Origin of the sequence: Actinokineospora baliensis, assembly GCF_016907695.1 — a bacterium.
Lineage (GTDB): Bacteria > Actinomycetota > Actinomycetes > Mycobacteriales > Pseudonocardiaceae > Actinokineospora > Actinokineospora baliensis.
Genome location: NZ_JAFBCK010000001.1, coordinates 7,426,991 through 7,447,737, shown reverse-complemented (window position 1 = coordinate 7,447,737; position 20,747 = coordinate 7,426,991). Strand labels below are relative to the sequence as shown.

Below are 20,747 nucleotides of genomic sequence, written 5' to 3'. Positions count from 1 at the left end.
CCACTCCCATGGGCCTTGAGCAACACTTAGGGTCTCAACTCTGTCACACAGCCGATCGGGAACCGTGGAGGTGCGGGTTGCGCGTGCTGCTCGTGGAGGACGACGACCGGGTCGCCGACGCGCTGACCCCCGCCCTGGTGCGCCGCGGTCTGGCGGTGCGCAGGCTCGCCTCGGGGGCCGGGGTGCTCGACCTGGTCGCCGAGGTCGACGTGGTGCTGCTGGACCTGGGGCTGCCGGACGTGGACGGGATCGTCCTGTGTCGACAGATCCGCACGGTCAGCGATGTGGCGATCATCGTGGTCTCGGCCCGCGGCGAGGTCGACGACCGGATCCTGGGCCTGCGCGCCGGGGCCGACGACTACCTGGTCAAGCCCTACGACGTCGACGAGCTGGTGGCCAGGGTGCACGCCGTGCGCCGCCGCCGCTCCGACCGCGGCGGCGGACCGACCGGTGTCGTCGAGCTCGACGGGGTGCGGGTCGACTTCGACCGCCACGAGGTCACTGTGGACAGTGCGCCGGTTTCCCTGTCGCGCAAGGAGTTCCAGGTTTTCGCGCTCGTCGTCGACGCCCAGGGCGCGGTGTGCGGGCGCGAGCAGATCCTCGCCGAGGTGTGGGGCAGGGCCGGTGCCGCGGAGAACCGGTCGCTGGACGTGCACGTGGCCACGCTGCGCACCAAGCTGGGCCGCCCGGCGCTGATCGAGACCGTTCGGGGGGTCGGGTACCGCTTGTCGGGTCAACCGGGCAGACTCGCCTGAGACGTACTCGGGGGAGGCGCGATGCGGACACGGCTGCTCGGCATGGTGTGGTTCCTGGTCGCCCTGCTGGTCTTCGGCCTCGGTGTGCCGCTCGCGCTGTCGGTCGCGGGGTCCGAGCAGCAGAAGCTGTTCCTGGACCGGCTCACCGACACCAACCGGTTCGCCTCGATGGCCCAGCGCCCGCTCACCGACGACAACACCGACTCGATGGTGGAGGAACTGCAGCGCTACACCGAGCTCTACGGCGTGGCCGTGCTGGTGGTCGACCAGGACGGCAACTCGAAGGTCGGCTCCGCGCGCGCGGGCGAGTCGGTCCGGGTCGACCTCAGCTCCGAAGCCGTGCGCCAGCAGGTGCAGCGGGCACTGGCCGGGCGCAGGCCGGTGGCGGGCGCGCTGCTGCTGCCCTGGGACGACACCCCGCTGGTGCTCGCCGGACCGGTGCTGGTCGACGGGGAGGTGCGCGGCGCGGTCATCACGGTCTCGCCGACCGACAGCATCCGCACCCGGGTCGTCTGGTGGTGGGTGCTGATCGCCGCGGGCGGGGTGCTGTCCTTCGCGTTGGCGCTGATGCTGGCGGTGCCGGTCATCCAGTGGATCCTGCGGCCGGTGCGCAGGCTCGACGAGGCGACCGGATCGCTGGTGGCCGCGGTGGTCAGCGGCCGCGACACCGAGGGGGTCGGGGACGAGCAAGGACCGCCGGAGCTGCGCAAACTGGTCCGCTCGTTCGACCAGATGGCGGCCAGCGTCGGCGACGCGCTCGCCGCGCAGCGGGCCTTCGTCGCCGACGCATCGCACCAGCTGCGCAACCCGCTGACCGCGCTCAAGCTGCGGCTGGTGAACCTGGAGGGGCACGTCGACCTCGACGCCGACGACCACCGGGTGGCCGCCGCCGCCGAGGCCGACCGGCTCAACCGGATCCTCGACGAACTGCTGGCCATGGCCCGCGCCGAGAACACCGGCGGCGACCTCGTGCCGGTCGACGTCGACGCGGTCGTGGCCGAACGGGTCGCGGACTGGCGGGTGGTCGCCGACTCGCGCGACATCTCGCTGGAGATCACCGGATCCGCCGGGTCGACCAAGGCCATGGCACCCGCTCGTGGCCTCGACGGGATCCTCGACGCGCTGCTGGACAACGCACTCAAGTTCACCGGGACCGGCAGCGCGGTGGTCGTGTCGGTCGCTCTGTCCCCGGCGCGGATCCTGGTCGGGGTCCGCGACCACGGACCGGGGCTGCGCGCGGACGAACTGGAGCGGGCGACCGACCGGTTCTGGCGCAGCTCCACCCACCAGAACGTGCCCGGTTCGGGACTGGGGCTGGCGATCGTCAGCCGGATCGTGGCCAGAGCCGGTGGGGACCTGCGGCTCGACCTGCCGGAAGGCGGCGGCCTGCGCGTGACGGTGGAGCTACCGGCTCGCGTCTAGACCTTCTCGCCCCGGTAGAACCGCTCGGCCCCCGGGTGCAGGCGCACCGGATCGGTCTCGATCGCCGACTGGAGGTCGATCGAGAGCGCCGCCGGGGTCTGCTTGGCCAACTCCGGCAGGGCGTCGAAGAACTCCCGCACCAGGCCCTCGGCCAGGTCATCGGACATCTGGTCGGTGACGAGCAGGAAGTTCGGCACCGCCAGCGTGTTCACCGGCCTACCCGCCAGGCGGTAGGTCGACGCCGGGATCGAGGCGGAGTTGTAGACCGGGTACTGCTTGAGCAGCGCGGGGATGTCGTCGGCCAGGTCCAGCAGCCGGATCGCCAGCACGTCACCCAGGCTGGAGATCGACGGGGTCGGCAGCCCGCCGGACCAGAAGAAGGCGTCGATCCGCTGGTCCTTGAGCGCCTCCACCGACGACGCCAGGTCCAGCGACTCCTGGGTGAGCACCCCGGGGGAGTCCAGGCCGGTCAGCGCCAGCACCCGCTTGGCGATGAACTCCACCCCGGAGTCCTTCGCGCCGATGCCCACCCGCATCCCGCGCAGGTCCGACAGCTCCTGGATGCGGCCGTCGTCGCGCACCACCACGTGCAGGTAGTCGTCGTGGATGCGGGCCAGCGCGCGCGGCGACCTCGGCCCCGTGGTCGGCTTCGAGGCCACGTCAGCGGCGCTGAAGGCGATGTCGACCTCGCCCGCGAGCAGCTTGTTGACGTTGTCCGGCGACCCGCCGGTGGCCAGCACCTCCGGCCGGTCCATGCCCAGCCGCGCCTGCCACACCCCCGCCATGAACTGCGAGATCGTGTTGTAGACACCCGACTTGTTGCCCGCGGCGACCCGCAGCCGCACCGACGGGAACTGGGTGTCGCACGCCGCGAGCAGGGTGAGCGCCACGAGCAGGACCGCGATCGTCCTGCGTCTCCCACCGCCGCGCGCCATGGCACGATCGTGCCAGAGGCACCCGGCCCGTTCACCGGGAATCGGTCGGCGGGTGCTCGACGCCCGAACGGCCCGGCGTACCCTCGGACACCGAGATGAGCGCGCGCACCTACCAAGTCCGCACCTACGGGTGCCAGATGAACGTCCACGACTCCGAGCGGCTGTCCGGCCTGCTGGAGGACGCGGGCTACGTCGCCGCGCCCGAGGGCGCGCAGGCCGACGTCGTCGTGTTCAACACCTGCGCGGTGCGGGAGAACGCCGACAACAAGCTCTACGGCAACCTCGGGCACCTCGCGCCCGCCAAGACCGCCAACCCCGACATGCAGATCGCCGTCGGCGGCTGCCTGGCGCAGAAGGACCGCGGCGAGATCGTCCGCCGGGCCCCCTGGGTGGACGTCGTGTTCGGCACGCACAACATCGGCTCGCTGCCCACGCTGCTCGACCGCGCCAGGCACAACCGCCAGGCCGAGGTCGAGATCCTGGAGTCGCTGGAGGTCTTCCCCTCCACGCTGCCCGCCCGCCGCGACTCCGCGCACTCGGGCTGGGTGTCCATCTCGGTCGGCTGCAACAACACCTGCACCTTCTGCATCGTCCCCGCGCTGCGCGGCCGCGAACGCGACCGCCGCCCCGGCGACGTCCTCGCCGAGGTGTCCGCGCTGGTCGCCGAGGGGGTCCTCGAGGTGACCCTGCTCGGCCAGAACGTCAACTCCTACGGCGTGGAGTTCGGCGACCGGTACGCCTTCGGCAAGCTGCTGCGCGCCTGCGGGGACGTCGACGGCCTGGAGCGGGTCCGGTTCACCTCCCCGCACCCCAAGGACTTCACCGACGACGTCATCGCCGCCATGGCCGAGACCCCGGCGGTCTGCCACCAGCTGCACATGCCGCTGCAGTCCGGCTCGGACCGGCTGCTGCGCGAGATGCGCCGCTCGTACCGGTCCGCCCGCTACCTGTCGATCATCGACAAGGTCCGCGCGGCGATGCCGGACGCGGCGATCACCACCGACATCATCGTCGGCTTCCCCGGCGAGACCGAGGCGGACTTCCAGGCCACCCTGGACGTCGTCGCCCAGTCCCGGTTCGCCAGCGCCTTCACCTTCCAGTACTCCAAGCGCCCGGGCACCCCCGCCGCGTCGATGCCCGACCAGCTGCCCAAGGAGGTCGTGCGCGAGCGCTACGACCGGCTGGTCGAGCTGCAGAACGACATCGCCTGGCAGCTGAACAAGGAACAGGTCGGCCGGGTCGTCGAGGTCGTGGTGGCCACCGGCGAGGGCCGCAAGGACGCCGACACGCACCGGATGAGCGGCCGCGCCCGCGACAACCGCCTGGTCCACTTCGCCCCCGGCACGGCGGCGATCCGCCCGGGTGACGTGGTCGAGACCGTGGTCACCTACGCGGCCCCCCACCACCTCGTCGCCGACGGCCCCCTCCTGTCGCACCGCCGCACCCGAGCGGGCGACAACCACGAGGCAGGCCTACGCCCCAAGACCCCCGGCGTCACCCTCGGCCTCCCCGGCTTCGGTGCCCCCGCCCCCCTGGCCGCGACGGGTGGCTGCGGATGACCGCCGCGAACGAAGAGGAACTGGCCTCACTGCGCGCCGAAATCGACGCGGTCGAACGAGCCGCCCCGGTCGACCTCGGCTTCCGGGCCATCCTCCTCGCTGTAGCCGTGTTCGCTTTGATCATCGGGTACGTGCTGCCGTGGATGGGCAGTGCTGCGGGCTGGCAAGTCCTCCTGGCCACGGGTGACGCCACAGGGAAAGCGGGTGCGGTGCCGCGGCTCTTCGCCGCGACGGCGCTGGGGTTCGGCATTCTGGCTTCGGCCCTGGCTCTTTCTCTCCGTCGCTGGACTCTGACTTGGATAGCTGCCCTTGGGGGCTGGTTCGCTGCGGTGGATGGTCTGCTGGCTATTTGGACGCGCCAGTCGACGGCGGGGCTGAACTCGCCGGGGCCGGGGGTTGGCTTGATCATCAGTGAGGTGGCGGTGATCGTGTTGGCTGCTTTGTGGTTGAAGACTGCGTGGTCGCGGCCGCACCAGTCTCGATAGGGCGGCGGTCGGCTCGTCGCCTGGCGGCGACCTCGCGACCTGGACCTGTGGTGGTGCGGTGGGCTCGGCTCGCCTTCGGCATTGCGCTGGATCCGTGGTGGTGCGGTGTGCTCGATGGGGCGAACTTGGTTTGCGCGGGGCCCCTGCGCCACCCGTGGCAGGACCGCAAAAGCCGGGGCCGAAGAGCATGGCCCTGCAGCGAGGCAAGGCTACGGGCACCGCTCCCCCACACAAACCAAGTCCGCCCCATCGAGCATTGGGTGGGCGGCTTCCTGGGAGCGGTGGTCGGGCTGGGTGGGCTGGCTCGGTGGGCTGGGTTGGCACCGGCGGCTTCGGGGTCGGCTCGCCTTCGGCATTGCGCTGGATCCCTGGGTGGTCCGGTGTGCTCGATGGGGCGAACTTGTTTTGCGCGGGGCCCCTGCACCAGCCGTGGCAGGACCGCAAAAGCCGGGGCCGAAAAGCATGGCCCTGCAGCGAGGCAAGGCTACGACTGCCGCCACCCCACACAAAACAAGTCCGCCCCATCGAGCAGTTGGCACCGGAAGGTCCGAGTGTCCAGTGGTCGGCAATGCTGTCGGAGTCGGGTGGTGGGGCTGGCGGGGCTGACTCGGTGGGCTGGGTTGGCACCGCTGCTTCTGGTTGAGGCCGCCTGATCGTGGCCGCTGGTCCCGGCGGTGCGGCTGCTGGTTCCGCCCTGGAACCGGCCCCCACCAGCCTCGGGGCCGTCAGGGCTGGTGGGAGGCGATCAGGGTTAGGGCGGCGTCCACGAGGTCTGGGCGGGCGGCGTCTAGCCAGGTTGTTCGGGGGTCTCGGCGGAACCAGGAGCGTTGGCGGCGGATGAAGCGGCGGGTGGCCCTGGCGGTCTCGGTGGCGGCCTCGGTGAGGTCGCCGGTGGTGTCGAAGGCTGTGAGGACCTGCTGGTAGCCCAGGGCCCTTGCCGCGGTCCTGCCCTCCCGAAGACCCTCGGCTTCGAGGGCGCGGACCTCGTCGACCAGGCCGTTGGCGAACATGTGGTCGACGCGGAGGTCTACTCGGGCGTCGAGGGCGGCGGGGTCGCGGTCCAGGCCGATGATGACTGTGCCGTAGCGGGCGGGGCCGGGGCGGGGCATCGTGGCTGAGAAGGGGCGGCCGGTGAGTTCGATGACCTCCAGGGCCCGGATGACGCGGCGGCCGTTGGAGGGCAGGACCGCCTCGGCGGCGGTGGGGTCGAGGGTGGCCAGCCGGGCGTGCAGGGTGGCGGGGCCGACCTCCGCCAGTTCGGTTTCGAGGCGGTCGCGGATGGCAGGGTCGGTGCCGGGGAACTGCAGGTCGTCGAGGATGGCCTGGACGTAGAGGCCGGAGCCGCCGACCAGGATCGGGACGTGGTCGCGGGTCAGGATGTCCTCGACCGCGGCTCTGGCGTGGCGCTGGTAGGCGGCGACGGAGGCGGGTTCGGTCACCTTGAGCACGTCGAGTTGGTGGTGGGGGATGCCGCGGCGTTCGGTGGGGGTGATCTTGGCGGTGCCGATGTCCATGCCCTGGTACAGCTGCATCGCGTCGGCGTTGACGACCTCGCCGCCGAGGTGTTCGGCGAGGGCGACGCCGAGGTCGGACTTGCCGGTCGCGGTGGGGCCGACGACGGCGACGGCACGCTTCACGCGGGTTCCCAGGTGGCGAAGTGGTAGGCGACGCCCAGGGGGATGGTCAGCCGGGACTCGACGGCCCGCCAGGGTCGACCGTCGGTGCGGAGGGCGCCCGCGAGGACCTGCCACGGGACCCGGCCGATTGCCCCCAGCTCCGCGGCCAGGGTCGGGTCGACGCGGTCGAGGGCGTCGAGGTCCACGGTCGCCATGGCGGCGGCGGCGGCGTCGTCGAAGGCGGCGCTGCGGTCGTCGGGCCTGCCCACGGACCGCTCACCGTGGCGGTGGGCCCCGTCTCCGAGCACCAAGAGGCCGACCGGGTCCGGCCCGGCCAGTTCCTCGGCAATCCGCGCGCCCTCTGCAGCGCACTCCGCGGGGGACAGGTCCGGCTGCACTACGTGCACGGTGACCTCGGGTGTACCGACCTCGCCGCGCAGCCAGCCCGCGACCAGAGCGGGCAGCGGGAGCAGCGGATCCGCGAAGGCCAAGTCGGCCTGGGCGCCTAGGCCGACACGAACGTCCACGCCGTACCCGCGGAACGTGCCCGCCACCTCAGGGCCGTAGCGGCCGGGTCGGTCGCCCGCGCCCACAGCGACCCAACTGGGTACCGCGGAGGCGAACGCGCTGACCACGGCGAGGCAGTCGGCGCGCACGGCGTCGGCGTCCCGGTCGCCACCACCGGTCAGTTCCGGCACGATCAGGGGTGGGTGGGGCACCACGGCGACTCGGCGGATCACGGGCCAGAGATTACTGTCCGTCGAACAAAGTTGGCGCCGACGGCCCACGGACAGCACCTTTTGCGGCACCATGATGACCATTGCGGCCCTCCGGAGTACCCAGGCGCCTCTTGACCTGTTTGAATGCGCGCGGGTAGGAGCAAGCCGCACGGCCCGAGGGGCCGTTCGCACAGTGCTGGGCCCCGCGTGAGCGGGGCGTCCGCGCGTGGACGCGGGCACGCAGGCAGGAGGAGTCGGCCATGACGGACAGGGACCACAGCGTCGGGGCAGTGGCGGAGCAGGACAGCGGCGGCGAGCCGGACCAGGCCGCGGTGGCCGCGCCGGTGCAGCCCGAGCAGGCCGGGCCGCCGTCACCCACCGAGTCCGCCCCCACCGGGGAGCAGGAGCCCGCCGCGCCGACACCCGGCCAGGACCAGGCGGCCGCACCGTCAACGACCGGAGACGAGTCGCCCGCCGAGCAGGCGCCCGCGCTGGTGGACGCCACGCCTGCCGACGTACCGCCGCCCAGCCAGGTCGCGGTCACCCGCGCCCCGGCGGCGAGCGCCCCGGCCACCGACGGCGGACCGCAGGTGTCGGTCGCCTCGGCCGACCCTGGCAAGTGGGGCCGGGTGGACGCCGAGGGCACCGTGTACGTGCGCACCGCAGACGGTGAGCGCGCCGTCGGGTCGTGGCAGGCCGGTGAGCCCGAGGAGGGCCTCGCGCACTTCGCCCGCCGCTTCGACGACATCCGGACCGAGGTCGAGCTGCTCGCCTCGCGGCTGGCGTCGGGATCCGGCGACCCGAAGCAGGCGGCGACCAACGCCAAGCACATCAAGGACGGCCTCGACGAGGCGCACGTGGTCGGCGACCTGGTCGGCTTGGCCGCCAGGATCGACTACGTGCTGGCCAACGCCTCGGTCGCGGTCGAGGCGGCCAAGCACGCCCGCGAGGAGGCCAGGGCCGGGTCGGTCGCGCGCAAGCAGGAGCTGGTGGAGGAGGCGGAGAAGCTCGCCGAGGAGTCCACCCAGTGGAAGGTGTCCGGCGACCGGCTGCGCACCATCCTCGACGAGTGGAAGACGATCAAGGGCGTCGACCGCAAGACCGACGAGCAGCTGTGGCGGCGCTTCTCCAAGGCCCGCGACACCTTCAACCGCAGGCGCGGCTCGCACTTCGCCGACCTCGACCGCCAGCGGGCCACCGCCAAGTCCCGCAAGCAGGAACTGGTCGAGGAGGCCGAGCGGATCTCGGAGTCCGACGACTGGGGCGCCACGGCGGGTCGGTACAAGGAACTGATGCTGGAGTGGAAGGCGGCCGGGCGCGCGCCCAAGGACGCCGACGACACCCTGTGGCAGCGGTTCCGGGCCGCGCAGGACGCGTTCTTCGCCCGCCGCTCCGCCGTCTTCGACGAGCGCGACGCCGAGTTCGCCGAGAACGCGCGGCTCAAGGAGGAGCTGCTCGCCGAGGCGGAGAAGATCACCACCGCCGACCTCGACGGCGCCCGCGCCGCGCTGCACAAGGTGCAGGAGCGCTGGGAGGCCGTCGGCAAGGTGCCGCGCGAGCGGATCCGCGAGCTCGAGGGCAGGCTCCGCGCGGTCGAGGAGAAGGTCCGCACCGCCGCCGACGCCCAGTGGCGCCGCACCGACCCCGAGGCCGAGGCCAGGGCCGCCCAGTTCCGCGAGCGGGTCCAGCAGTTCGAGACCCAGGCCGCCAAGGCCCGAGCGGCAGGCGACAAGCGCCGAGCCGAGCAGGCCGAGGCCCAGGCCGCCCAGTGGCGCGAGTGGCTCGCCGCCGCCGAACAGGCGGTCGCGACCCGCTAGAAACACCCCCCAGACGGCCCCAGGCGCCCCGCCTGGGGCCGTCTGGCGTCCGGGGCCTCATCGCGGCCGTCGCGAGGCAAGGCGCGGCCAGCCAGGCCGCGCACCCGAGCCGCGTGTTGATGGTCGCTGGTTCAGCGGCGTCGGTGATCTTCTGCGGTGCGCTTGTCCGCCCCGGCCTCGGTGAATCGAGCCCTAGTGCCCGACAGCCGGGTGGTCGGCGTGGTCGGGTGAGTGCCCGGTCGGGTCCCGCTGCGTGGTGCGTTGGTCGTAGCCTGGTGGTGTGGCGATTCCGTTCCTCAAGGGGCACGGCACGGAGAACGACTTCGTGCTGCTGCCCGACCCCGATGGCGACCTCGACCTGACCGCGTCCCGGGTCCAGGCGTTGTGCGACCGGCAGCGCGGCCTGGGCGCGGACGGCGTGCTGCGGGTCGTTCGGGCCAAGGCGCTGCCCGACGCCCCGGCGGGGGTGGACGGGGATGTCTGGTTCATGGACTACCGCAACGCCGACGGGTCCGTGGTCGAGATGTGCGGCAACGGCGTCCGGGTGTTCGCCCGCTACCTCAGCGACCACGGCCTGGTCGACGGGCCCGAGTTCCCCGTGGGGTCACGGGCCGGGATCCGGCCGACCACCGTCCACCCCGACGGCACGGTCACCGTCGGCATGGGCCGGGTCCGGCTGCTCGGCGCCTCCACCACCACGGTCGGCGGCACCACCCACACCGGCCTCGGCGTGGACGTCGGCAACCCGCACCTGGTGAGCGTGGTCGAGTCGGTGGCCGACCTGGACCTGACCGCGCAGCCCGGGTTCGACCGGGAGTTCTTCCCGCACGGGGTGAACCTCGAGTTCATCGAGACCACCGGCCCCGCCGAGATCCGGATGCGAGTGCACGAACGAGGGGTCGGCGAGACCCGCTCCTGCGGTACCGGCACCGTCGCCGCCGCAGCGGCCGCCCTGGCCACCCAGAACCGCTCCACCGGCGCCGTCACCGTCCACATCCCCGGCGGCACGGTCCACGTCACCATCGACGACACCTCCAGCACCCTGACCGGCCCAGCCTTCTTCGTCGCCGAGGGAACCCTCACCGAAGCCTGGTGGAACACCTACGCCTGATCTCCTCACCTCCCCGGTGAGCGCTGACGACTCCGACCGCGCGGCAGCGGTCGGGTTGGAGGTGTCCAGGGCACCTGGACAGCCGCCGTTGCTGGGTGGTGACGTGACCGACTGTTGGACCCGGTGGTCATCAGATCCGCCGCGCGGCTGGACCGCGAGGGGAGTCTGGGGGATGTCACCGGGGCGGGGTCGGGAGTGCTCGACTGGTTTGCCTGCGGCGGTGGCCAGTTCTCGGGTGGCTGTAGTTCGGCGTCGGTCTGACTGCTGGGGTGCGGTGTGCAGTGACTGGGGACTGCCATGCCGCAGTGGTGGAGAGGTCGCGGGTGGCGACGTCTCGGTGTGGATTGGCGGTGTCGTCTACTGGGGAGCGCGGCTGGTGGGGCCGTCGACTCGGGTGCAGCGCGCGGGGGTGAACTCGGGGTCGGAGGGCTAGTGGTCGCGGTCGTTGCGTAGTGGGGAGAACACCATCCAGAGGCAGGACAGCATCCAGCCTGCTGCTACCACCCAGAGGGTTTCGCGGATGCCGATCCAGCCGCCCAAGGCTCCGCCTGCCAGGGCGCCCAGGGGGAGGGTGCCCCAGACCAGGAAGCGGATGCTGGCGTTCATGCGGCCTAGGAGGTGGTCTGGGCAGATGGCCTGGCGGTAGCTCACCTGGGCCACGTTGTAGACCACCGCTGAGAAGGAGACGGCGCACTGGCCCGCGACCATGAGGCCGATGCGCCAGTCCGCGCCCGCCAGGGGGATCAGCGGGCCGAAGAGTGAGCCGAGCACCGGCACCAGCCAGATGGTCCGGGTCTGGCCCAGCGACCGGACGATCCGGGCCGAGAGGACCGCGGCGAGGATCCCGCCGATGCCGGACAACCCCAGCAGTACGCCGATGACCGCCTCGTTCAGGCCGAGTACCCCCGCCATGAACAGCACCCGCACCGCGGACTCCATGCCGAAGAACAGGTTCCACGACGCCGTGCAGCCCGCGATCGCTCGCAGTCGTCGGTCGGTCAGGACGAACCGCAGTCCCTCGGCGACCTCCGTCCGCAGGTTCCGGTCCGGTAATCGCTGCGGCCTCGGCTCCGTCGTCGTGATCCGCGACAGGCACAGGGCCGAGGCCAGGTAGCCGAGACCGGTCGCGGCCAGTGTGGTCGCCGCGCCGATCAGGCTGGTCAGGCCGCCGCCGACGGCGGGACCGGTGAAGGTGGCCACCGATTGGCTCGCCTGGAGCTTCGCGTTTCCCTCCATCAGGTGATCTCGACCCACCAAAGCGGGCAAGTACGACTGGTAGGCGACGTCGAAGAACACCGTGCAGACGCCCGCCAGCAGCGCCACCACGATCAACTGCGGGAACGACAGCACCCCGAGCCAGGCCGCCGCCGGGATGCTCAGCAGCAGGGCGGCCCGCGCCAGGTCCATCCTGATCATCAGCGGCCTGCGGCGCACCCGGTCCACCCAGGCGCCCGCGGGCAGGCCGATCAGCAGGAAGGCGACTGTTTCCGCCGCCGTGAGCACCCCCATCTGACCCGGCGTCGCGTGCAGCACGCCGACGGCCAGCAGCGGGAGCACCACGTGGCCGACGGCGGAGCCGAACTGGGCGATCGTGTCGCCCGCCCACAGCAGCTGGAAGCCCCGGAAGCCACTGTGGGAGCGCAGGGTCGAGGTCATGTGACCATGATGCCGCCAGTGATTGGAAAGCGTCAATCACTCGGACCGGTGGCGTTACGCTCTGCCGGTGAGCGATGACCCGCGACCTCCGCGCCGCGCCGCGACCCCCGTCGAGCTGGAGGCGCTCGGCTCGGCCGTCCGGCTGAGGATCATCCGGTTGGCCTACCAGCGCCCCCTGACCAACAAGGAGATCGCCGAGCGGTTGGGCAAGGACCCGGCGACCACGCTGCACCACGTCCGCAAGCTGGTCACCGCGGGGTTCCTGGAGCCGCAGCCCGCGCGCCGGGGCAACCGGGGCGCCAAGGAGATCCCGTACCTGTCCACCGGCCTGTCCTGGCGCCTGCGCTACGAGCAGGAGGAGCGCGTCGACCTCGCCGAGGCGATGCTGCAGGCCTACTTGGCCGAGGTCGCGGGCACCGACCTGGGTGAACTCAACCAGGCCCGGCTGGTCGTGCAGGTCGACGCGGCCGGGCGGACCGAGTTCGTGGAACGGCTGGGTGCGCTGCTCGACGAGTTCAGCGTCAGGCCGTTGGAACCGGGGGCCGAGCGCACGGCCATCTACGTCGCGTGGTATCCGGGGGAATAAGTGGGTCGAATCCGGCGCTCCCCCGTGAGACGATGGGGACACCACGACGCCGGAGGGGTGCCGTATTTCGCAACAAAACGAAGGATGGGTTCACCAGGTGACAGAGGAAAGCACTCAGCACGGATTTGACGGCGCGTTGTCCGACCCGGCTGATCTCTCCCTGGGCGAACTCGAACTCGAGGAGCGGTCTTCGCTGCGACGGGTCGCGGGCCTGTCGACGGAGCTGCAGGACGTCACCGAGGTCGAATACCGGCAGCTGCGCCTCGAGCGCGTGGTGCTGGTGGGGGTCTGGACCGAGGGCACAGCACTGGAGTCGGACGCCTCGCTGGCGGAGCTGGCCAGGTTGGCCGAAACGGCGGGTTCCGAGGTCCTGGAGGGCCTCGTGCAGCGCCGCGACCGCCCGGACCCGGCCACCTACGTCGGCTCGGGCAAGGTCCAGGAGATCGCCGACGTCGTCCGCGCCACCGGTGCGGACACGGTCATCTGCGACGGTGAGCTGTCCCCGTCGCAGCTGCAGCAGCTGGAAGCCCGGTTGAAGGTCAAGGTCATCGACCGGACCGCGCTCATCCTGGACATCTTCGCCCAGCACGCCCGGTCCCGGGAGGGCAAGTCCCAGGTGGAGCTGGCGCAGCTGCAGTACCTGCTGCCGCGGCTGCGGGGCTGGGGTCAAACGCTGTCCCGGCAGGCCGGTGGTCGCGCGGGTGGCGCCAACGGCGGTGTGGGTCTGCGCGGTCCCGGTGAGACGAAGCTGGAGACCGACCGCAGGCGCATCCGGGCGAAGATCTCCAAGCTGCGCAAGGAGATCACCGGCATGGCCACGGTCCGCGACACCAAGCGCGGGCAGCGCACCGCCAACGCCGTCCCCAGCGTCGCCATCGCCGGGTACACCAACGCGGGCAAGTCCAGCCTGCTCAACGCCCTCACGGGTGCGGGGGTGCTGGTGGAGGACGCGTTGTTCGCGACCCTCGACGCCACCACCCGCCGCACGCAGACACCGGAGGGGCACACGTACACGCTGACCGACACGGTCGGTTTCGTCCGGCACCTGCCGCACCAGCTGGTGGAGGCGTTCCGGTCGACGTTGGACGAGGTGGCCGACGCCGACCTCGTGCTGCACGTCGTCGACGGTGCCGACCCGATGCCGGAGTGGCAGGTCAACGCGGTGCACGAGGTGCTGCACGAGATCGGCGAACGGCGCGGGCGGCCCATGCCGCCGGAGCTCATCGTGGTGAACAAGGTCGACGCGGCGACCGAGTTCGGTCTCGCCAGGCTGCGCCACCTGCTGCCCGGTGCGGTGTTCGTCTCCGCGCACGCCGGTACCGGCATCGAAGCGCTGCGCGAGCGGATCGCCGATCTGCTGCCGCGGCCGGACCAGGAGATCGACGTGCTCGTGCCGTACTCGCGCGGGGAGCTCGTGGCGCGGGTGCACCGCGAGGGGGAGATCCTCTCGGAGGAGCACACGGCGGCAGGGACGCACCTGCACGCCAAGGTCAAGCCGGACCTGGCGGGTGCGTTGGAGCAGTTCGCGCGCACTACGGTCTGACACACGCGGTAAGGGCCCCCGGGGAGACGGACGTCTCACCGGGGGCCCTTCGTGTGAACGCTGTGCCTCCTACGCGCGTCTGCGCCTCTATAGCCGTGACGCCGCTACGGTGGATGGTGAACAGGGGAGGTGGCTGGGTGCGGGCATTGGCGACCGCGGCACTGGTCGTGTGGTTCTGCGTGACTGGGGCATCGGCTGCGTTAGCGCAACCAGCGGCACCCACGGATGCCTGCGTGCAGTCCGACAAGAGGCTCAGCGAGCTGTCGGGCTTGGCCACGGACGGGGAGCGTTGGTACGCGATCAACGACGGTGGCACCAAGTCGACCGTCTACGTACTCGGCCATGACTGCAAGATTCAAAAAGTCATCAACGGCCCCACCGATCCGTTCGACGTCGAAGACCTCGCGCGCGCGGCCAATGGCAACTTCTGGTTGGCAGACACAGGTGACAACGACAAGAAGCGCGAGACCGTCGCGTTGATAGAGCTGACGCCCGCGGGTAAGACGACGTTGTACCGCCTGACCTATCCGGACGGTCCACACGACACAGAGGCGTTGCTGCTCGACAAGAGCGGAATCCCCCACCTGGTGACCAAGAGCCCGTTCGGGGTGTCCGAGATCTACCGGCCCAAGGGGAAGTTGGCCGCGCCGGGACCGACGGCGTTGGAGAAGGTCGGCGACGTCCAGATCAGCAGCACCGACACCAAGGGCGGACCGGTCAACCCGGCGATCGGCTCCATGGTCGTCACCGGCGGGTCCGTCAGCCTCGACGGCATGATCGTCGTGCTGCGCACCTACACCGACGCCTACCTCTACGCGGCGCCGGACGGGGACGTCGTCGCCGCGCTGAAACGCACCCCGGCTCGGGTGCCGCTGCCCAACGAGAAGCAGGGTGAGGCCATCACCATCGAACCGGACGGCACGCTGGTGTCCGGTTCCGAAGGCGTGGGTACGCCCATTCGCGTGGTGAAGGGGGCCGCAGGGCTCCTGCCCACCCCGACCACCGCGGCCCCGGGCACGTCGAGCGACGCGCCCGGCAGTGGGGCGGGTGGGTCCACCGAGGCCTCTGACGACGGGATGTCGACGGTGCCCGCGCTCGGTATCGCCGCGGTGGCCGTCGGCGGCACGCTCTTCCTCATGCACCGCCGAGCGGCCAAACGCGGTTAGGCCCTCAGAGCCGTCGCAGTACCGCGACGACCTTGCCCAGGATGGTCGCCTCATCACCCGGGATGGGTTCGTAGGCGTCGTTGTGCGGCATCAGCCACACGTGGTCGTCCCGGCGCTTGAACGTCTTCACCGTCGCCTCGCCGTCGATCATCGCCGCGACGATGTCGCCGTTGTCCGCGGTGGGCTGCTGGCGCACCACGACCCAGTCGTCGTTGGCGATCGCCGCGTCGATCATCGAGTCACCGGCGACCTTCAGCATGAACAGCGCGCCCTCGCCGACCAGTTCCTTCGGCAGCGGGAACACGTCCTCAACGGCCTGCTCGGCCAGGATGGGCCCACCGGCGGCGATCCGACCCACCACGGGCACGTACGTCGGCGTCGGGCCCGCGTCGGACTGCTCGATGAGCACCGGGCTGACCCGCTCCCCGCGCAGCTGCGCCGCCGAGGCGTCCGCGGACAGCACGCCGATCGCGCGCGGCCGGTTGGGATCTCGCCGCAGGTAGCCCTTCTCCTCCAGCGCGCGCAGCTGGTAGGCCACCGAGGACGTCGAGGTGAGGCCCACGGCCTCGCCGATCTCGCGCACGCTGGGCGGGTACCCGTTGCGCTGCACCCAGGACCGGATCACCTCGAGCACCTGGCGCTGCCGCTGCGGCAGGTCCGCCGCGTCGACCTGCTCCGGGAAGCTGCGCACGTTGTCCCCCTGCCCGGGCTTCTTCTTCGGCGCCCCCGCGGGCTTGCGACCACTCGTGCCAGACACTGCGCTGCCTCCCTGCGGCTACCGCCGGCGGCACCGGCGCTACCCCAACTCGTCCTCGTCCTGACCACGTCCGACTCGCGCCGGGACGGCGGAATCCACTTCGATCTTCTCCTGGATCGACGTTAGCCCGCCGACCTGCGCAGATCAAACACCTGTTCGAGCGACACGCCGATCGGGTCTCGATTTTGTCGGTGCCAGGTGGTAGACACTCGCACGGGCGTTCGATCGAACGGCAGTTCGAACGCGGTTCGCGGGAGGTAGCGATGGCGGCACTGGCGACATCGGTGGCGGAAGCAGCGGAGACCGGCGTTCTGGCTGGTGGCGGGCCCGGGCTCGCCCTCGTGCCCAGCCCGCCGGTCCGGGTGCCCGCGCCGGGCAGGTCCGGCCGGTCGGTCGGCCGGGGCAGGCTCCGGCCGCCCACCCGGCGGCGCTCGCCGGGCGCGCCGCACGTGGTCGCCGAGCCCGGGTGCGGACCGCGCCGCGCGCCCATGCCGATGGCGGTCGTGCTGGGCCTCGCCGCGCTGGCCGCCGCCGTGGTGTACGGGATCGGGGTGGCCGCGAACTCCGTCGCTGGCGAGCCCCAGGTGCCCTCGACCACCACCGTCGTGCGCGTCGCCGCTGGTGAGTCGCTCTCCGATGTGGCCGCCAGGACGGCGCCCGGCAGCGACACCGCCGCCGTGGTGGAGCGCATCATCGAGCTCAACGGCCTGACCGGGGTGACCGTCCGACCGGGACAGCCGCTCACCGTCCCGGTCTCGGGCTGACCCCTTCCCGGCCCGCGTCCCGCGTGGACGGCGGGCCGGTCGTGTTCATGATCACTCTGGCGGGTGAGATCCGACGGGGGAGCGCGCGGGCGGGTGTGCCGGACCGCGCCCGTGGGGACTCCCGATCCGTGGCCACCGCGCCGACCGCTTCCGCCGGACGAGTGATGTGCGCTGTTCACCTGGTTGACGCAACCGCTGGGTGCGGCGATGACCGCGCAGCGTGGTCGTCAAGTGGTTGTCGAGCCGGCCGGGCGTGTCTGAGTTGCACCCATGTAGGGTCTCGGCATACGGTCGACCCCAATATCTAGTGGTTGCACCGGTGTAGTTAATCCACAGGTCGGGGTGGGTTGTCCACCGTCCATCCACGCGTTATCCACAGTTTGATCACCAAGCGTGTCCGGTCGCGCTCCGCCGGAGGGGTGGGCACGCGCCGCGGGGGAGAGGTCATGCGCTGTCCGTTCTGCCGGAACTCCGACTCGCGGGTCGTCGACTCGCGGGAGGTCGACGACGGGCAGGTCATCCGCCGCAGGCGCTCGTGCGCGCAGTGCAGCCGCCGGTTCACCACGGTCGAGGAGGCGGTCCTCGCGGTGGTCAAGCGCTCCGGGGTCACCGAGCCGTTCAGCCGCGACAAGGTCGTGCGCGGCGTGCGGCGGGCCTGCCAGGGCAGGCCGGTCGCCGAGGACCAGCTGCAGCAGCTGGCGCAGAAGGTGGAGGAGGCGATCCGGGCCACCGGCAGCGCCGAGGTGCCCAGCCACGAGGTGGGCCTGGCCATCCTCGGCCCGCTGCGCGAGCTCGACGGGGTCGCCTACCTGCGGTTCGCCAGCGTGTACCGGTCGTTCTCCTCGGTCGAGGACTTCGAGAAGGAGATAGCCGATCTCCGGGCGGCCATCGCCAAGGAGGCGGCGCAAGAGGATGAGCAATAGGCGTCAGAAGAGCAGGCGCCCCCGGGGTGGGGAGCGCCGAGGACGACTTCGGCCGCATCGGACGGGGAGCCCGGACGTGGCCAGACCAGCACACGGCGTTAGTGACGAGGGAGAGGGACCGGGCATGACCGAGACCGTCGAGACCGCGGTTGACCAGGTCGCGGGCACACCGCGGCGGGGGCTGCGGGTGGAGCGCGTCTACACCACCGAGGGGGTGCACCCCTACGACGAGGTCACCTGGGAGCACCGCGACGTGGTGATGACCAACTGGCGCGACGGCTCGGTGAACTTCGAGCAGCGCGGCGTCGAGTTCCCCGACTTCTGGTCGGTCAACGCCACCAACATCGTCACCAGCAAGTACTTCCGCGGCGCCGTGGGCACCGCAGTCCGGGAGAGCTCGCTGCGGCAGCTCATCGACCGCGTGGTCCGCTCCTACGTCGCCGCGGGGATCGAGCACGGCTACTTCGCCACCGACGCCGACGCCCTCGTCTTCGAGCACGAGCTCACCTGGATGCTCATGCACCAGGTGTTCAGCTTCAACTCCCCGGTCTGGTTCAACGTCGGCACCACCTCCCCGCAGCAGGTCAGCGCCTGCTTCATCCTCGCCGTCGACGACACGATGGACTCGATCCTCAACTGGTACAAGGAAGAGGGGCTGATCTTCAAGGGCGGCTCCGGGGCGGGCCTCAACCTCTCCCGCATCCGGTCCTCGAAGGAACTGCTCTCCTCCGGCGGCACCGCCTCCGGCCCGGTGTCGTTCATGCGCGGCGCCGACGCCTCCGCGGGCACCATCAAGTCCGGCGGCGCCACCCGCCGCGCGGCGAAGATGGTCGTCCTCGACGTCGACCACCCCGACGTCGAGGAGTTCATCGAGACCAAGGCGCGCGAGGAGGCGAAGATCCGCGTCCTGCGCGACGCGGGCTTCGACATGGACCTCGGCGGGTCCGACATCACCTCGGTGCAGTACCAGAACGCCAACAACTCGGTGCGCGTCTCCGACGAGTTCATGCACGCGGTCGAGTCCGGCGGCCAGTTCGGGCTGCGCTCGCGGACCACCGGCGAGGTCATCGAGCGGGTCGACGCCAAGTCGCTGTTCGGCAAGCTCGCCAAGGCCGCCTGGGAGTGCGCCGACCCCGGCATCCAGTACGACGACACGATCAACGCCTGGCACACCTGCCCGGAGTCGGGCCGGATCACCGCGTCCAACCCGTGCAGCGAGTACATGCACCTGGACAACTCCAGCTGCAACCTGGCGTCGCTGAACCTGATGAAGTTCCTCGCCGCGGACGGCACCTTCTCCGCCGAGACCTTCGTCAAGGCCGTCGAGCTGGTCATCACCGCGATGGACATCTCCATCTGCTTCGCCGACTTCCCGACCGAGCCGATCGCCGACACCACCCGCAAGTTCCGCCAGCTGGGCATCGGCTACGCCAACATCGGCGCGCTGCTGATGGCCACCGGCCACGCCTACGACTCCGAGGGCGGCCGGGCGCTGGCCGCGGCCATCACCTCGCTGATGACCGGCACCGCCTACCGCCGCTCCGCCGAGCTCGCGGGCATCGTCGGCGCCTTCGAGGGCTACGCGCGCAACGCCGAGGCGCACCAGCGGGTCATGCGCAAGCACGCCGCCGCCAACGACCTCGTGCGCACCTACCACCCCAACGACGCCGCCGTGCAGCGCGTGGCGACCCGCGAGTGGCAGGCCGCGCTGGAGATCGGCGGCCGCAACGGCTGGCGCAACGCCCAGGCCAGCGTGCTCGCCCCGACCGGCACCATCGGCCTGATGATGGACTGCGACACCACCGGCATCGAGCCGGACCTGGCGCTGGTCAAGTTCAAGAAGCTCGTCGGCGGCGGCTCCATGCAGATCGTCAACCAGACCGTGCCGCGCGCGCTGTCCTCGCTGGGCTACCCGACCGAGCAGGTCGAGGCGATCGTCGAGTACATCGCCGAGCACGGCCACGTCGTGGACGCCCCCGGCCTGCGCCCCGAGCACTACGAGGTGTTCGACTGCGCGATGGGTGAGCGCTCGATCGCGCCCATGGGCCACGTGCGGATGATGGCCGCGGTGCAGCCGTTCATCTCCGGCGCCATCTCCAAGACGGTGAACATGCCCGAGGCGGCGACCGTCGACGAGGTGCAGGAGATCTACTTCCAGGGCTGGAAGCTGGGCCTCAAGGCGCTGGCGATCTACCGCGACAACTGCAAGGTCGGCCAGCCGCTGTCGGCCGGTAAGAGCGCCAAGGTGGACACCAAGGCCGAGCCGGAGAAGGTCGTCGAGTACCGCCCGGTGCGCAAGCGCCTGCCCAAGAAGCGCCCCTCGCAGACGGTGTCCTTCACCGTCGGCGGCGCGGAGGGGTACCTGCACGCGGGCTCTTACCCCGACGACGGCCTAGGCGAGATCTTCGTCAAGCTGGGCAAGCAGGGCTCGACGCTCGCGGGCGTGATGGACGCGTTCTCCATGTCCATCTCGGTCGGACTCCAGTACGGCATCCCCCTGGAGTTCTACGTCTCCAAGTTCCAGAACCTACGCTTCGAACCCGCGGGCATGACCGACGACCCGGACGTCCGCATCGCCACCAGCGTCCTGGACTACCTGTTCCGCAGGCTCGCCCTGGACTACCTGTCCTACGACAAGCGCGCCCAGCTCGGCATCTTCACCGCCGACGAGCGCACCGCCCAGGTCAACGCCGACTACAGCGGACAGTCGGATGTGGACCTGGAGGGCATGAGGTCGTCGGTCGAGGCCACCCCGAGGCCCGCGGTGGAGCCCGCGACCCCGGTCGAGGCGCACAGCTCGACCGAACTGCTCGAACTCCACCTCGGCAAGGCCGCCGACGCCCCGCTCTGCATGACCTGCGGCACGAAGATGCGCCCCGCAGGCTCCTGCTACGTCTGCGAGGGCTGCGGCTCCACTTCCGGCTGCAGCTGAC

At 71.2% G+C, this 20,747-nt stretch carries 17 protein-coding genes; 12 read left to right on the top strand and 5 right to left on the bottom strand.

Features of this window, described 5'->3' with window-relative positions; genetic code table 11:
* Positions 1–77: 77 nt before the first annotated feature.
* Positions 78–755, top strand: a complete 678-nt coding sequence (locus JOD54_RS32745; RefSeq protein WP_204455787.1) for a response regulator transcription factor — start codon at positions 78–80, stop codon at positions 753–755.
* 21 nt (positions 756–776) lie between these two features.
* Entirely contained in the window at positions 777–2,177 is a 1,401-nt protein-coding gene (locus tag JOD54_RS32740) for a sensor histidine kinase (RefSeq protein WP_204455786.1), read from the top strand.
* Here JOD54_RS32740 and JOD54_RS32735 read toward each other — a convergent pair.
* Complete coding sequence (locus tag JOD54_RS32735; RefSeq protein ID WP_204455785.1) at positions 2,174–3,112, bottom strand: TAXI family TRAP transporter solute-binding subunit; 939 nt, start codon at positions 3,110–3,112, stop codon at positions 2,174–2,176. The genes JOD54_RS32740 and JOD54_RS32735 overlap by 4 nt on opposite strands.
* 95 nt (positions 3,113–3,207) lie before the next feature.
* Here JOD54_RS32735 and miaB point away from each other — a divergent pair, with 95 nt between their 5' ends.
* Positions 3,208–4,671, top strand: a complete 1,464-nt coding sequence (miaB, locus tag JOD54_RS32730) for a tRNA (N6-isopentenyl adenosine(37)-C2)-methylthiotransferase MiaB (RefSeq protein WP_204455784.1) — start codon at positions 3,208–3,210, stop codon at positions 4,669–4,671.
* A complete protein-coding gene (locus tag JOD54_RS32725; RefSeq protein WP_204455783.1) occupies positions 4,668–5,156 on the top strand; it encodes an Rv2732c family membrane protein in 489 nt (162 codons plus the stop codon). The genes miaB and JOD54_RS32725 overlap by 4 nt, the downstream gene beginning before the upstream one ends.
* Positions 5,157–5,881: 725 nt before the next feature.
* Here the strand turns inward: JOD54_RS32725 and miaA are convergent.
* Positions 5,882–6,793, bottom strand: a complete 912-nt coding sequence (gene miaA, locus JOD54_RS32720) for a tRNA (adenosine(37)-N6)-dimethylallyltransferase MiaA (RefSeq protein ID WP_204455782.1) — start codon at positions 6,791–6,793, stop codon at positions 5,882–5,884.
* Positions 6,790–7,512: a class III extradiol ring-cleavage dioxygenase family protein gene (locus JOD54_RS32715; protein WP_204455781.1), complete on the bottom strand. Its 723-nt coding sequence runs from the start codon at positions 7,510–7,512 to the stop codon at positions 6,790–6,792. The genes miaA and JOD54_RS32715 overlap by 4 nt, the downstream gene beginning before the upstream one ends.
* Before the next feature lie 239 nt (positions 7,513–7,751).
* Between JOD54_RS32715 and JOD54_RS32710 the strand changes: the two genes are divergently transcribed.
* Complete coding sequence (locus JOD54_RS32710) at positions 7,752–9,308, top strand: DUF349 domain-containing protein (RefSeq protein WP_239573584.1); 1,557 nt, start codon at positions 7,752–7,754, stop codon at positions 9,306–9,308.
* 280 nt (positions 9,309–9,588) lie between these two features.
* Complete coding sequence (gene dapF / locus JOD54_RS32705; protein WP_204455780.1) at positions 9,589–10,419, top strand: diaminopimelate epimerase; 831 nt, start codon at positions 9,589–9,591, stop codon at positions 10,417–10,419.
* Positions 10,420–10,848: 429 nt separating this feature from the next.
* On the opposite strand, the gene JOD54_RS32700 is transcribed toward dapF, so the two are convergent.
* Complete coding sequence (locus JOD54_RS32700) at positions 10,849–12,075, bottom strand: MFS transporter (protein ID WP_204455779.1); 1,227 nt, start codon at positions 12,073–12,075, stop codon at positions 10,849–10,851.
* Positions 12,076–12,190: 115 nt separating this feature from the next.
* Between JOD54_RS32700 and JOD54_RS32695 the strand changes: the two genes are divergently transcribed.
* The 3 genes from JOD54_RS32695 to JOD54_RS32685 all read left to right on the top strand — a co-directional run bounded on the left by JOD54_RS32695 (position 12,191) and on the right by JOD54_RS32685 (position 15,370).
* A complete protein-coding gene (locus JOD54_RS32695) occupies positions 12,191–12,661 on the top strand; it encodes an ArsR/SmtB family transcription factor (RefSeq protein ID WP_204456962.1) in 471 nt (156 codons plus the stop codon).
* 97 nt (positions 12,662–12,758) lie between these two features.
* Positions 12,759–14,204, top strand: a complete 1,446-nt coding sequence (hflX, locus tag JOD54_RS32690) for a GTPase HflX (protein WP_372440375.1) — start codon at positions 12,759–12,761, stop codon at positions 14,202–14,204.
* Between the two features lie 113 nt (positions 14,205–14,317).
* Positions 14,318–15,370 carry a hypothetical protein gene (locus tag JOD54_RS32685; protein ID WP_239573583.1) on the top strand — a complete coding sequence of 351 codons (1,053 nt, stop codon included), beginning with the start codon at positions 14,318–14,320 and terminating at the stop codon, positions 15,368–15,370.
* Between the two features lie 4 nt (positions 15,371–15,374).
* On the opposite strand, the gene lexA is transcribed toward JOD54_RS32685, so the two are convergent.
* Positions 15,375–16,061 (bottom strand): transcriptional repressor LexA, encoded by a 687-nt coding sequence (gene lexA / locus JOD54_RS32680; protein ID WP_307860571.1) that lies wholly within the window; start codon positions 16,059–16,061, stop codon positions 15,375–15,377.
* Positions 16,062–16,390: 329 nt separating this feature from the next.
* Between lexA and JOD54_RS34900 the strand changes: the two genes are divergently transcribed.
* The 3 genes from JOD54_RS34900 to JOD54_RS32665 all read left to right on the top strand — a co-directional run bounded on the left by JOD54_RS34900 (position 16,391) and on the right by JOD54_RS32665 (position 20,746).
* Complete coding sequence (locus tag JOD54_RS34900) at positions 16,391–16,891, top strand: LysM peptidoglycan-binding domain-containing protein (protein ID WP_239573582.1); 501 nt, start codon at positions 16,391–16,393, stop codon at positions 16,889–16,891.
* 446 nt (positions 16,892–17,337) lie between these two features.
* Positions 17,338–17,814 (top strand): transcriptional regulator NrdR, encoded by a 477-nt coding sequence (gene nrdR, locus JOD54_RS32670; RefSeq protein ID WP_204455777.1) that lies wholly within the window; start codon positions 17,338–17,340, stop codon positions 17,812–17,814.
* A gap of 124 nt (positions 17,815–17,938) precedes the next feature.
* Positions 17,939–20,746: a vitamin B12-dependent ribonucleotide reductase gene (locus JOD54_RS32665; RefSeq protein ID WP_204455776.1), complete on the top strand. Its 2,808-nt coding sequence runs from the start codon at positions 17,939–17,941 to the stop codon at positions 20,744–20,746.
* The last annotated feature ends 1 nt before the right edge of the window (position 20,747 follow it).